The sequence below is a fragment of the Methylobacterium sp. AC433 genome, from assembly GCF_979253015.1.
In genome coordinates this window covers 1-236 of sequence record NZ_CEEDBN010000114.1, presented here as the reverse complement: position 1 = coordinate 236, position 236 = coordinate 1, and the positions used below count along the sequence as shown (strand labels likewise).

General features: G+C 73.3%; 1 pseudogene. It reads left to right on the top strand.

Annotation, left to right across the window (positions count from 1 at the left end):
* Positions 1 to 7 precede the first annotated feature (7 nt).
* Positions 8 to 236, top strand: a pseudogene (locus AC0IWM_RS23930) (microcin ABC transporter permease); the annotation flags it as partial.

Sequence of the window (236 nt, the reverse complement as noted above, 5' to 3'; positions counted from 1 at the left end):
GACACCCGTGCTCGGCTATATCCTGCGCCGCAACGCGCTCATGGTCCCGACGATCTTCGGGATCATGCTGATCACCTTCGTCATCGTGCAGGTCGCCCCCGGCGGCCCCGTGGAACGGGTGCTGGCGCAGCTCCAGGGCCAGAACGAGGGCAGCCTGTCGCGGGTGCCCGGCGGGGCCGGCGACCTCGGCGGCGCCGCACGCAGCGGAGGCGGCGGGGAGGCCAATGCCCGCTCCC